The organism is Aurantibacter sp. UH7 (assembly GCF_056839165.1).
The window spans coordinates 2,448,149-2,461,220 of record NZ_CM166388.1; the positions used below are offsets into that span (position 1 = coordinate 2,448,149).

10 protein-coding genes and 1 tRNA gene are annotated in these 13,072 nt (G+C 35.9%); 4 read left to right on the forward strand and 7 right to left on the reverse strand.

Going from position 1 to position 13,072, the window contains the following annotated elements; translation table 11 throughout:
• The first annotated feature begins 58 nt into the window (after nt 1-58).
• The 4 genes from UH7x_RS10370 (at nt 59) to UH7x_RS10385 (ending at nt 5,415) form a co-directional block, all read left to right on the forward strand.
• On the forward strand, nt 59-2,401 hold the full coding sequence (locus UH7x_RS10370; protein WP_482359862.1) for a PSD1 and planctomycete cytochrome C domain-containing protein: 2,343 nt from the start codon (nt 59-61) through the stop codon (nt 2,399-2,401).
• A gap of 8 nt (nt 2,402-2,409) precedes the next feature.
• Nucleotides 2,410-3,873, forward strand: coding sequence for a DUF1501 domain-containing protein (locus UH7x_RS10375; protein ID WP_482359863.1), 1,464 nt, complete (start codon nt 2,410-2,412; stop codon nt 3,871-3,873).
• Nucleotides 3,874-3,876: 3 nt separating this feature from the next.
• Entirely contained in the window at nt 3,877-5,307 is a 1,431-nt protein-coding gene (locus UH7x_RS10380; protein ID WP_482359864.1) for a c-type cytochrome domain-containing protein, read from the forward strand.
• A 34-nt stretch (nt 5,308-5,341) separates the two neighbouring features.
• Nucleotides 5,342-5,415: transfer RNA gene (locus UH7x_RS10385), tRNA-Arg, on the forward strand.
• 189 nt (nt 5,416-5,604) lie between these two features.
• Here UH7x_RS10385 and UH7x_RS10390 read toward each other — a convergent pair.
• The 7 genes from UH7x_RS10390 to UH7x_RS10420 all read right to left on the reverse strand — a co-directional run bounded on the left by UH7x_RS10390 (nt 5,605) and on the right by UH7x_RS10420 (nt 12,886).
• A complete protein-coding gene (locus UH7x_RS10390) occupies nt 5,605-6,879 on the reverse strand; it encodes an Nramp family divalent metal transporter (protein ID WP_482359865.1) in 1,275 nt (424 codons plus the stop codon).
• A complete protein-coding gene (locus UH7x_RS10395) occupies nt 6,879-7,544 on the reverse strand; it encodes a bifunctional 4-hydroxy-2-oxoglutarate aldolase/2-dehydro-3-deoxy-phosphogluconate aldolase (protein ID WP_482359866.1) in 666 nt (221 codons plus the stop codon). Before UH7x_RS10395 ends, UH7x_RS10390 begins: the two co-directional genes overlap by 1 nt.
• Nucleotides 7,545-7,549: 5 nt before the next feature.
• Nucleotides 7,550-8,770 (reverse strand): 6-phosphofructokinase, encoded by a 1,221-nt coding sequence (locus tag UH7x_RS10400; protein ID WP_482359867.1) that lies wholly within the window; start codon nt 8,768-8,770, stop codon nt 7,550-7,552.
• 16 nt (nt 8,771-8,786) lie between these two features.
• Nucleotides 8,787-9,827 carry a PfkB family carbohydrate kinase gene (locus tag UH7x_RS10405; RefSeq protein WP_482359868.1) on the reverse strand — a complete coding sequence of 347 codons (1,041 nt, stop codon included), beginning with the start codon at nt 9,825-9,827 and terminating at the stop codon, nt 8,787-8,789.
• 103 nt (nt 9,828-9,930) lie between these two features.
• Entirely contained in the window at nt 9,931-10,692 is a 762-nt protein-coding gene (locus UH7x_RS10410) for an SDR family NAD(P)-dependent oxidoreductase (RefSeq protein WP_482359869.1), read from the reverse strand.
• 33 nt (nt 10,693-10,725) lie between these two features.
• Nucleotides 10,726-12,027: an MFS transporter gene (locus tag UH7x_RS10415; protein WP_482359870.1), complete on the reverse strand. Its 1,302-nt coding sequence runs from the start codon at nt 12,025-12,027 to the stop codon at nt 10,726-10,728.
• Nucleotides 12,028-12,172: 145 nt separating this feature from the next.
• Nucleotides 12,173-12,886 carry a FadR/GntR family transcriptional regulator gene (locus UH7x_RS10420; RefSeq protein WP_482359871.1) on the reverse strand — a complete coding sequence of 238 codons (714 nt, stop codon included), beginning with the start codon at nt 12,884-12,886 and terminating at the stop codon, nt 12,173-12,175.
• Nucleotides 12,887-13,072 lie beyond the last annotated feature (186 nt).

Here is a 13,072-nt window from a genome sequence, read left to right on the forward strand (position 1 = left end):
TTTATTATATTTAAAATTGCTACATTTAATGATGCAGTAATAGATAGCTGTGCGTACTATGAAAAGAATTTTTGCTTTAGCGGTTATTTTTGGTGTTTTAATTTTGCTGATATATGCTGTTAAAACTGGCTCTTTTAATACTTTAGATGACAAATTTGCTAGTATAGAACTCCCTGAGAAAGTGGATTACAATTTTCATATTAAGCCTATACTTTCTGATAATTGCTATACTTGTCATGGGCCAGATGCTAACAAGCGAAAAGCTAAACTTAGGCTTGATACAGAAAAAGCTGCCTTTGAAGAGTTAAAAGAAAGTCCCGGTGAATATGCTTTTGTTTCAGAGAAGCCAAATAAGAGTAAAGCCTATCATCTAATTATTACAAATAATGAAGATGAAATAATGCCTCCTAAAGATTCTAAGTTGAGTCTAAATTCATACGAAAAACGACTTATAGAAAAATGGATTAAACAGGGAGCAAATTTTGAAAAGCATTGGGCGTATCTATCACCAGTGAAGAAAAAAGTTCCTACGATAAATACTCCAGATTGGGCACAGAACGAAATTGATGGTTTTATTTTAAAAAAGCTAATCGAAAATGGTATTCAACCTTCAGAAAAAGCATCGAAAGAAACTTTAGTTCGGAGAATTAGCTTAGACCTCACTGGATTGCCACCTAATATTGAACAAACTAAGGAATTGTTAGCACTGCCATCAGAAGAAATAATTCCGAAAACCATCGATAGGTTTTTATCAACATCGGCTTATGGTGAGCGTATGACACAATCTTGGTTAGATGTTGCACGGTACGCTGACTCTCATGGTTATCAAGATGATAGTTATAGAACAATGTGGCCTTGGCGCGATTGGGTAATACATGCCTTCAATAAAAATTTACCTTATGATGAGTTTTTAACATGGCAACTAGCTGGCGATCTTTTACCTGATGCAAATTTAGAACAGGTACTAGCAACGGGTTTTAATAGAAATCATCCAATAACACAAGAGGGAGGAGCTATTCAAGAAGAATACAGAACGAATTATGTGATTGACAGGACAAATACTTTAGGTAAGGGAATTTTAGGTCTTACGTTAGAATGTGCACGTTGCCATGATCATAAGTATGATGCTTTATCTCAGGAAAATTATTTTGAATTCTTTTCCTTTTTCAATCAGGTTAACGAAAAAGGATTGCAAATGGACGCTGTACAAGCCAAGAATGAAAAATTCTTTGCAGACCCTCCATATATTAAACTTTCATCTAAAGAGGTAAGTGGTGTTTTAGACTTTGTCAATTTAGAAGAGGGAAAGCAAGTTAATGTAATGGTGATGAATGATTCTGCCCCAAGAACTGCTCATATATTAAATAGGGGGGAGTACGACCAACCAACAGATTCTGTTGTGCCAAATGCACCAGAAAATATTTACCCGTTTGCGAAAGAATTGCCTAAAAATAGGTTGGGACTGGCTAAGTGGATAGTTGATAAAAAGAATCCATTAACGGCAAGAGTTTTTGTAAACAGAATTTGGGCGATGCTTTTTGGGAAGGGAATCGTAGAAACTTCTGAAGATTTTGGTGTGCAAGGTAGTTTACCTACGCATCCAGAATTACTTGATTGGTTAGCTGTCGATTTTATGGAGCATAATTGGGATGTGCAATATTTGTTGAAGAAGATAATGCTTTCGGCAACATACCAACAACAATCTATATTGCGTCCCGATTTAAAAATTTCTGATCCTGAAAATAAATTGCTAGCAAGAGTACCTCGTTTTAGAATGAGTGGGGAAATGATTCGAGATTATATTTTGGCTACAAGTGGGTTGTTAAATACTGAGGTTGGTGGTCCTAGTGTTATGCCCTATCAGCCAGATGGATTGTGGGCTGAAACTAATGCAGGTGAAAATAGGGGTGTGCTTACCAAATATGTTCAAGGTGAAGGTGAAGATCTTTATCGACGATCACTATATACATTGTGGAAGCGTACATTGCCACCGCCAACGATGACCATTTTTGATGCACCTAATCGTGATTTTTGTGAAGTAAGAAGGCAAAAAACAAATACACCATTGCAGGCACTTGCTCTGCAAAATGATATCCAGATATTAGAAGCAGCTCGGGTTTTGGCGCAGCGAACGCTCATTGAAGGCGAAAGTAATCCAGATATTGTTAAAGAGGTCTTTCAGCGCATATTGGTGCGTTCTCCGAAGGAGGAAGAGTTGCTTACTTTAAATAAGTATTATTATGATGCGGTGAATATCTATACAAATGATAGTGATGATGCGCAGAAGTTGGCATCGTTAGGGGAATATGAACAATTGAATGTTGATCCGGCTAAGACTGCCGCATTAATGTTAACAGCTCAGGTTATTTATAATTTAGACGAAACTATTACCAAAGAATAATTTAACATATGAAGGAGAAAGATAAGAACAAGTCTGAAAACCCTTTAAAGGTTAATCGCAGACATTTTTTTTCACAATTAAGCGTAGGCGTTGGTTCATTGGCCTTGGGTTCATTATTGATTCCAGATTTATTTAAGGGCTCTCCTGAAAGTGTTTTATCACAACCTTTAGGTATTCCTCATTATGCGCCAAAAGCTAAAAGAATTATTTATTTGTTTCAGGCAGGGGCACCATCGCAACTAGAATCATTTGACTACAAACCTATTTTGCGCAAGCGAATGGGTGAAGATTTGCCGGAGTCTATTCGTAACGGTCAGCGTTTAACCGGAATGACTGCGAATCAAGACAAATTTCCATTAATGCCTCCGAAAATTGGTTTTAAGCAACATGGAGAAAGCCAAACGTGGATTAGTGATTTCTTTCCGCATATTGCAAAAATCGCTGATGAAATTACAATAGTTCGTAGTATGCATACAGAGGCCATTAATCATGATCCTGCAATAACTTTTTTTCAAACTGGGAGTCAAATTTCAGGTCGGCCAAGTATGGGTTCGTGGATGAGTTATGGTTTGGGTAGTGAAAATAAAAACTTACCATCATTTGTTGTTTTAACTTCTAGAGGTAAAGGAAATAGTCAGGGCTTATATTCCAAATTATGGTCGAGTGGCTTCTTAGATTCAAAGCATCAAGGTGTTCTTTTGCGTTCAGGTAAAGATCCGGTTTTATATTTAAATGATCCTGATGGACTTTCTCGTTCAGATAAGCGTCATTTGCTGGATCATGTGTCTTCTTTGAATAAATTGCATCATGTGGATACTGGTGATGACGAAATTGAATCGCGGATTGCTCAATATGAAATGGCATATCGAATGCAAATGTCCGTGCCAGATGTAATGGATATTTCAAAAGAACCACAATCAATTATTGATTTATATGGTGAAGATTGCCAAGTGCCAGGTACATATGCTGCAAATGCATTGCAGGCTCGTAGACTTGCCGAAAATGGAGTTCGTTTTATCCAGTTATATCACCAAGGATGGGATCAGCACGGTAATTTACATAATGAAATGAAAGGACAAGCGAAAGACGTAGATCAAGCGTCAGCTGCTCTTATTTTAGATTTGAAGCAACGTGGTATGCTAGATGATACATTGGTGGTTTGGGGTGGAGAATTTGGACGAGGTAATTATGCGCAAGGTAAATTTGATCCTGAAAATTACGGACGCGATCATCATCCAAGAGCATTTAGTATTTGGATGGCCGGAGGAGGTGTGAAACAAGGATTTAATTACGGTCAGACCGATGAGTTCGGATACAATGTAGTAGAAAATCCAGTTCATATAAATGATTTTCATGCTACACTAATGCATACAATGGGAATAAATCACGAGCAGCTTATTTACAAATATCAAGGAAGACGTTTTCGTTTAACAGATGTAGCTGGTAATGTAATTAAAGATCTTTTAGCGTAACAAATGATAGACATCGCTAAGAATAAATGGATAGATTATGTGGTTTTAGGACTTTCAATATTCCTTATATTTTGTCTCATATTTGATTCCTATATTGTTTTACCAAGATTAGTTGCTTGGATAGGACATTGGCATCCATTGGTATTGCATTTTCCTATTGTACTTTTATTGATTTGTGCTTTTTTAGGATTAACAAATAAAAAAATTCCGCCGCTACTTTTTACAATTACTGTATTGTTAACATTAATTACTGCAGTTTCTGGTTTTTTTCTTGGCAAAGAATCTGGGTCAAAAGGTGAGTTGTTAATTTGGCATCAATGGTTAGGTGGTGCTTTGGCTTTATTAGTAACCATATGGTATTGGCTAAGTTCAAGTGCAGCTATAAATGGAATCATACCTAAAATAATACAAGGGGCAATAATATGTTTAGTGTTAGTAACAGGTCATTATGGTGGTATGGTTACCCATGGCGAAGATTTCTTAGCATTACCAATTGAGAAAAGACAAGATCAAATTCCTGAAAATCCATTGATTTATAAGGATATTGTTAGTAGAATTTTGGATGATAAATGTGTTTCTTGTCATAACCCTAATAAGAAAAAAGGAGAGCTATTATTAAACACTTTAGATGGTATTCTTACTGGTGGTGAGTTAGGGCGTACTGTTATTCCCCAAAACGTTGAAGAAAGTGAATTAATTAATAGATTGTATTTGCCTATAGAAGATGAAGAACATATGCCACCCGAAGGTAAGCAGCAACTGACAGCTAAAGAAATACAAATTTTAGAAAGATGGATTGCCTTGGGGGCCAGTGATACTTTGAAGTTAAATCAATTGCCGACGTTAGATCCTTTGGTGAGTTTAGTTCATAATTTAATGAAACCAGATGCAACGGATAGATGGAAGAATCTTCCGGTAGTTGATGATAGTACTTTAATTAATTTATCCTCAGATTATATAACTATTAATAGAGTGGCCAGTAATCTTAATGCTTTAGGTGTTGATGTGTTTAAGCCTCCAACATATGATTCGAGTTGGGCGAAAAGTTTAAGTCGTGTGGGGCAAAATATTGTCGAACTTGATTTATCAGGCTTGCCAATAACCAAGGATGAATTAACGTTAATTGCAACTTGGAAGAACCTTGAAAGGCTGGAATTAGATAGAACTGCAGTGGGTGATAATGACATTAAGTTGCTTTCTGAATTAAAAAAACTAGAATTTTTAAAAGTTTTTAAGACAAACATTACAGATGAGAGTCTTAAAGTGTTTTCGAGTATGTTAGGCTTAAAAAGCCTGTATTTAGGGGGGAGTTCAATTTCTGAAGAGGGATTAAAGCGATTGAAAATTGAACGTTCAGACCTGCATATTATCGATGGAATTGATCAAGAGAAAGAAAGTTTTTTTATAGCTAAAGATTCAGTGCCGAAAATCTAGAATTTTTACTAAATTTGCAGCCACTTAAAAAATTGGTGGCATAGCTCAGCTGGATAGAGCACCTGCCTTCTAAGCAGGCGGTCCTAGGTTCGAATCCTAGTGCCATCACAATTATAAGGGACTTCCGAAAGGTTCGTCCCTTTTTTTGTATCTAATAATTAACCTTATCTGAATATAATTTTCAAAGTCTGAATTGATTTTAGAATACAGTTTATTTAGATATTTATTCTTAAGCACAAAAAAAGACGCGATGCTTTTAAAAGCGCTCGCGTCTTTCTTTAAATAGTATTGTTTCTTTTAGAAGTACTCTATAAGTGCTACTATTCCATTATACGAAATAACACAAGAAAAGAATAGGGCTGCAAATAGGCCTAAATTTAACCAAATTGTGGCTTTGTATTCACGCATTATCTTTTTGCTATTAATCAATAGAATGATGCCTATAATTACTAATGGCAAAACAAATACGTTTAACACCTGAGATACAATTTGCATCTCAATAGGATTGGCGCCAAATACTGGAACAATTAAGGCAAATAAGCAAGCAACAGCCGTAATAATCCTAAATTGTTTAGAACTTGTATCTAATTCACCAGATTGATAATCTGCCACTAGAATAGGAGCAATTAATAAACAAGGAAAAATAGAAGACAGTCCCGCACTTAATGTTCCGAAAAAGAATAACGTAAGAGCGAATTTGCCCGCTACGGGTTCTAAAGTATTAACCATGTCTAATACTTTGGTGACTGGTTGCCCTTGGTGAAATAGCGCTCCACAGGCTACGGCCATAACTGAGGCGCTAATTAAGAAAACTAAAGTAGCTGCTATTATGGAATCTTTCTTCTGCTGCGCAAGATTTTTAATTGTCCACCCTTTACCTTTCACAAATAGCGGTCTTGATAAAAATGTAGCTGCGGCCATAGTCGTCCCAACAAAGGCTGCAACCATCATTTGACCACCTGGTACTTTAGGAATAGTTGGAATTAGTCCTTTCGCAACTTCAATAGGTAAGGGGTATACCATAAATAATGATATGATAAAAGAGAGGCCCATTATTGTAACAAAAATCACTAGAATCTTCTCAAAAAATGCGTACTTGCCAATTAATAAGAATCTATAGAAAATTGCAATAACCACTATTGCAATTATTAAGACCGACTCATATTGATATCCAGCTAAGTCGGGAAAATATATCAGGAATATTTCAAATATTATATTGGCCGAGATACCTAAAATTCCCATTAGAGAGTTCCATTGACCAAAGGATACACCAATGATAATAAGTATCGCGATAAGCTTGCCCCATTTTAAATGCTTTTTAAAAGCATAAAGAGCTGTTTCTCCTGAGACTAAAGCAAAATTACCATAGGCGAACATTAGTAAACCCGAAAAAACACAACTTAATAATAAAACCCAAAGTAATTGCATGCCGTAAGTACTTCCGGCAACAATCATTGAAGTTACACTACCTGTGCCTATTGTATAGCCTATTGCAAAAATGCCTGGGCCAAAGGCTAAAATAATGGCTAATAATTTTTTCAATATCGATTTATTATTAGCCGTGCTTTCCATTATCTAAGTTTTTTTATGGTATTCAAGGTTTCTCTTACACTATTCTCTAAGCCTTTAAAATCCTTATTTGCTAAGATTTCTTTGCTAATTAATTTAGAACCCATACCAACACAAGTTACACCGGCATCGAACCATCCCTTCAAATTATCCGTTTCTGTACTTACACCACCTGTTGGCATAACACTAGTCCAAGGTTGGGGTCCTTTTATTGCTTTTACGAAGCCAGGTCCATAAGTAGAACCAGGGAATAGTTTTACAATTTCACAGCCTAATTCCTCTGCTTTATTTATTTCAGTTAATGAACCGCAGCCAGGAGACCATAGTACCTTTCTTCGGTTACAAGCAAATGCTATATCTTCTCTTAACGAAGGTGTAACAATGAAGTTTGCACCCATAGACATATACATTGATGCTGCACCGGCATCAGTAATTGAGCCAACTCCCAAAATCATACCTGGCAGTTCTTTAACTGCAAATTTGTTTAATTCTAAAAATACTTCAAAAGCAAAATCGCCTCTTGCAGTAAATTCCATTAATCTAGCTCCACCGTCGTAGCATGCTTTTAGAACATTTTTACCAAGTTCAATATCTGAATGATAAAATAAAGGAACCATACCTGTTTCCTTCATAACATTTGCTACTTCTATACGCGTATATTGTGCCATAAATTTTAAGCTTCTAATATTTTATTAAAATAATAATCTTCAGGTTTATTTAAGTATTCTTTGGCTTTTTCATTGTCAACTTCCGATAAGTAGTGCAAATTCTGAAAGCACAGTTTTGCGAATTCCGAATTTATATTTACTAATCGAGGAGCAATTTTGCCATCTTCACCTTGTAGGTCTTTAAGAAATAAAGGTGTTACTTCGCCCTTTGAGTTGGCCGTAACAATACAGCCAGTTTTACCTTCATCATACATTTTTTTAACCCCAAGCCCTAATAGCGTGCATAAAGTTAAATCGAATCCGATAGGTCGGCAACAACGAAGTTCGTAGCCAAGTTCAACAGGTCTACTTTTAATGTTTATGCCAAGTTCTTTTAATTTGATTTGAACAAGCATATTGAAAATATGCGATTTACTTACATTACCTAATTCAGGATGTCCGTGATCATCATAGGTAAAATTAATGCCACAATTATCAAGTTCAGAATCGGGCATTATATGAAACACACCTTCGCTTATTAAAGCAACACCATAATTGATATTTTCAATTTTACGTTTCACCATCGAAGAAACAATCAACCGAACAACCTTGTCAAAAGTTATCTCAGTTTTGTCAAACATCTCAGGGATTACCATCATTGGAAAATGACAGCTAGCGGCAATGCCAAAAGCTAAATGCCCAGCTGATCTACCCATAGTAGACATGACAAACCAATTTTGACTGGTTCGGGCGTCTTCATAAGTGGTGTTACCTATACGAACGCCTTCGTCTTTGGCAGAATGAAATCCGAAAGTAGGATTTCTATCTGGCAATGGAAGATCATTGTCAATAGTTTTTGGAACGTGAATATTGGATATGGAAATATTTTCTTTTGCAAGATAACCAGTAATTCTGTTGGCAGTAGAAGCGGTATCATCGCCACCAATACTTACCAACAGTTTTACATTGTTTTGAGAAAATAGGTTAGTGTTTAGTTTCTCATTACTTGGTTTGAATCTGCTCATAATAAGCGTCGACCCTCCTCTGCTGAATATACGATCAGCATGATCAAAATCGAATTCTTTTATTTGCGGACTGTCAGAAAAGATTCCTTTAAAACCTTCATGCAAACCAAGTACTCTATAGCCATCCTTTAAAAAGATTTTAGCTACTGTGCTAATAACAGCGTTAATTCCGGGGGCAGGGCCACCACCACAAATAATTAATATGGATTTCTTTGACGCCATTATTAGTTATTTTAAATTATCTAGCCACTCTACCTGATGCGTCACCTCCCATTAGTTTTTCAACTTCTGGAACTGTCACTAAGTTCGCATCACCTTTTATAGTATGCTTTAAACAAGAAGCTGCTACAGCAAAGTCTAATGCATTTTGATCATCTTCTGGATATTTTAATAAGCCATAGATTAATCCACCCATAAAAGAATCACCACCACCAACACGATCAACAATGTCGGTAATTTGGTATTGTCTTGTTTCGAACATTTTAGAACCGTCCCATAAAACACCCGCCCATGTATTGTGTGATGCAGATATAGAGCCTCTTAAAGTTGTAATTACTTTTTTAGCTTTTGGGAACTTTTTCATCATTTGTTTACACACCGAAAGAAAAGCTTCCGCTTTAACATCAGCACCATCTTTATGTACATCTAAACCTTCTGGATGAATGTTAAAATGCTTTTCAGCATCTTCTTCATTCCCAAGAATAACATCGCAATACGAAGTAAGTTCAGTCATGATTTTTTCACGGTCTCCTCCGTAATTCCATAATTTAGCTCTGTAATTTAAATCGGTAGAAATGGTAATCCCTTTTTTGTCAGCAGCTTTTACAGCTTCTAAACAAACATCGGCAGCACCTTGCGAAATAGCAGGTGTAATACCTGTCCAATGAAACCATTCTACACCCTCAAAAACGGAATCCCAGTCAATCATACCTGATTCAATTTCTGCTATAGCAGAATGAGCGCGATCGTAAACTACTTTCGAGCCACGTGATACAGCACCAGTTTCAAGGAAATAAATTCCTAAACGGTCTCCGCCATAAACTATTTTACTGGTACCAACTCCTCTTTTGCGCATTTCCATAAGTGCACATTCGCCGATGTCATTTTTTGGTAAACGGGTGACAAAATCTACAGGAACACCGTAATTGGCTAATGATACGGCAACATTAGATTCACCACCACCATAAACGACATCAAAACTGTTAGCTTGTGAAAATCTTAAAAATCCTGGAGGTGCTAAACGAAGCATAATTTCTCCGAATGTAACAACTTTCTTCATGGTTAATTAATTTTAATAATTCCGTTTTTCTACTAGCCTTTATTCTAGGGAAAAAGGAATTGGGTTTTAGATTGTTTTAAAAAACTAAAAATAAGTTTAATTATTAGATTCCTAACGCTTGGCCACCACCAATTTGGATAGTTTCAGCTGTTATAAATGAAGCATCTTTACCAGCTAAGAAAGAAATTACACCAGCTACATCTTCCGGTTGGCCTAATCTACCTAACATAATATTGTTTGCCCATGAAGCAAAAACTTCTGGTTTCGTTGCTTTAATTTGAGCATGAAAAGGCGTGTCAATTGTACCAGGAGATACAGCATTAGCTCTAATTCCATATTCAGCAAGATCTTTAGCTAAAGCTCTTGTTATTGCATGAACTCCTGCTTTAGAAGTTCCATAAATACCAGCTCCTGGCCCACCAGCAGTCCATCCTGCATTTGATGTATAGTTAATTATAGATGGGTGCTCTCCTTTTTTTAGGTAAGGTATTGCAGCTCTTGATGCAAAAAATACAGAATCAAGATTTAATGCCATTACAAATCTGTAAAAATCTGTTGTCATTTCTTCAAACCTTGATCTACCACCAAGTCCACCAGCATTATTTACCAATACATCTATTTTACCATATTTATCGCCAATGGCTTTTATATTAGAAGTTACAGCGTCATCACTTGTAACGTCAAAACCAAAATACTCAGCAGTGATTCCTTCTGCCTCTAATTCTTTTACTCTCTCGGCTCCTTTCTCGTCTTCTATACCGTTTAAAACAACCGTATATCCGTCTTGCCCTAATCTTTTGGCTACTGCAAAGCCAATTCCTCCGGTTGCGCCGGTTACTACTGCTACTTTTCCTTTATTGCTCATTTTATATTTAATTTAAATCTATTTGAATTTTATTTAGTTTTTACTTTTCAAGGGTTCAATTTTAGGGCATAATAACCACACCGCAAGTAGTGCTATTATTGCCAATGCTCCTCCTATTAAGAATGCTGGTGTATAGTTACCTCCAGTGGTTATGAATGTTACTAAAATGGTAAGTCCTGCAGCACCAAGTTTGGCAGCCATACCGGCAAAACCTGACAATGTTCCTACTATTTTACCACTGAAAAGATCACTTGGCAATGTCTGTATATTTCCGATTGCTATTTGAAATCCAAAAAGTAATACCGCCATAATAATTACAGCATTGATAGCTGATCCTGGTGCTTTTAATAGGAAGAAGCATGGAATCATAATTAGACAACCTAAAGTGATAGTCATCTTTCGGGTTTTATCTACAGTCCAGCCAGCCTTTATTCTATTTTTGGCAAGTAAACCACCGATTATGGCTCCAATCATTGCTCCAACGTAAGGTACCCATGCCGAAAATGCTATTTCTTTGACATCCATTCCAAAAACTTCCGACAGGTAAATAGGTATCCAAACTATGAAAAGCCACCAAATGGGGTCAATCGCTGCTGAGGCTATTATAACACCCCAACTTTCTTTGTGTCTGAATAATTGTCCAGTGTTAGGAGTATATCCTTCATCGTAATTTCCATCGTCGTCAATATCTTGATTTCTTTGTCCAGAAAGTATATAATGTTTTTCTTCGTCAGTTAACCAAGGATGTGATTTAGGGTCACCTTTTACAATGTACATCCAAGGTAGTAACCATAAGAATCCAAGGATAGCTACAACAATAAAAATTCCTTGCCAATCCAAATAAATTGATAATAACCCAATTACTGGGTAAGCTACGATACCACCTATAGCGGCTCCTGAATTAAAGATTCCTTGCGCAAGAGCTCTCTCTGTAGTTGGAAACCATTCTGCATTGGCTTTAGCAGCACCGGGCCAATTTCCTGCTTCTGCAATACCTAATAAAGATCTAAAGATTGAGAAACTTAATACTCCTTGTGCAAATGCATGTAACATAGTAGCAATAGACCATACGCCTATTGATAATGCAAAACCAAGTCTTGTACCTATCCAATCAAATATTTTGCCAAAAAGTGCTTGACCCCCAGCATAGGAAAGTATAAATACTGTGGAAATTGTGCCATAAATTGCTTTGTGTCCATCCTTATCCATGTCAGGGAACAACTCATTAGCAATGTCAGGCCATAAAGCTCCAAAAGCTTGCCTATCTATATAATTTATAACTGCTGCTAAAGCTACAAGTCCTACGACCCACCATCTTAATCCGTTTAATTTCATATTTCTTGTTTTAGGTTGTTATTTGGTTTAAGAAAAGATATTTATATTAGATATGAATATAACAGTAATTAATAAAGCCTCTTCATAAGCCTTAGTAATTAAAAAAATCACGGGAAGTATTAAAATGTCTTCAATTACAAATTATTTATTTCTGAGTTTTTTTATTATAACAGTATTGATATAGTTGGTTAAAATGAACCTTCATCATTTCTTTCGCTTTCTGCGTATTTTGTTCTTTAATGGCATCAAAAATATCTTTATGTTCTTGAATGCCCTTCATGCTTTGATCTTTATCACAAACATGATGTTTTTCAAAGTTGGTAATAATTTCGGGCGTAATTATTAACATAAATGTATTCATGGTGCTGTTTCCACTAGCTTTTGCAATGGCTAAATGAAACAGGAGATCTTCTTGAACAGCATCTTCTCCATTCATTACTTTTATTTTAAATGCTTCTAGCGCATTTTCTAATTTTTGTAAATCTTCTTCCGTTCTCCTTAAAGCTGCTAACCGAACTGTTTTTAGTTCTAGTAAAATTCTAGTTTCCACCAATGATCTAAAATCGGGGTCTTCTAGTCGAAGAATGTCATCAATCATCCCGTTCATAGCTACCTGGGCGATATCTGCTACAAATGTTCCGCTTTGTGGTTTGGATATTAGCAAACCATAAAATTCTAACTTCTGAATTGCCTCACGAATGTTGCTACGACTTACCTCAAATTTATCTGATAAAGAACGTTCCGATGGTAGCTTATCACCTGGTTCTAAATTTTTAAAAATTATTAAATCTCGAATTTTTGAGATTATTATGTTCTGAGTTTCTTTGTGTTCGTTCTTAGTGAGGATTTCTAACTTCATAATTAATAGGTATTCCGGAGGTTTTAAAATTGGTTAACCAGATTGGTTTGCTAAAAATACTTAATTTGTTCAACCAAAAAAATTAATAGAACCTTAAAAGATTAATTAGTTGCAACTTCTTTCATTTTTAATAGAATTTACTGACCCTTGTGTACAGGGTCAGCAAATTCAGATAAAAAACCAACT